Origin of the sequence: Paenibacillus sp. 203 (genome assembly GCF_037027525.1) — a bacterium.
In the GTDB taxonomy this organism is placed as follows: Bacteria; Bacillota; Bacilli; order Paenibacillales; family Paenibacillaceae; genus Paenibacillus; species Paenibacillus polymyxa_B.
The window spans coordinates 1-227 of sequence record NZ_JAXCHD010000110.1 but is presented as its reverse complement, the minus strand read 5'-3'; the positions used below and the strand labels follow the sequence as shown (position 1 = coordinate 227).

Sequence of the window (227 nt, the reverse complement as noted above, 5' to 3'; positions counted from 1 at the left end):
TTTAGGATAAGCCCTCGACCGATTAGTATTGGTCAGCTCCATGCATTACTGCACTTCCACCCCCCACCTATCTACCTCGTCGTCTTCAAGGGGTCTTACGAATTGGGAAATCTCATCTTGAGGGGGGCTTCACGCTTAGATGCTTTCAGCGCTTATCCCTTCCGTACATAGCTACCCAGCGGTGCTCCTGGCGGAACAACTGGTACACCAGCGGTACGTCCATCCCG

Annotated in this window: 1 rRNA gene; it reads right to left on the bottom strand. The window is 53.3% G+C overall.

Features of this window, described 5'->3' with window-relative positions:
• Positions 1-2: 2 nt before the first annotated feature.
• Positions 3-227: ribosomal RNA gene (locus tag WA407_RS26910) — 23S ribosomal RNA — on the bottom strand; the annotation flags it as partial.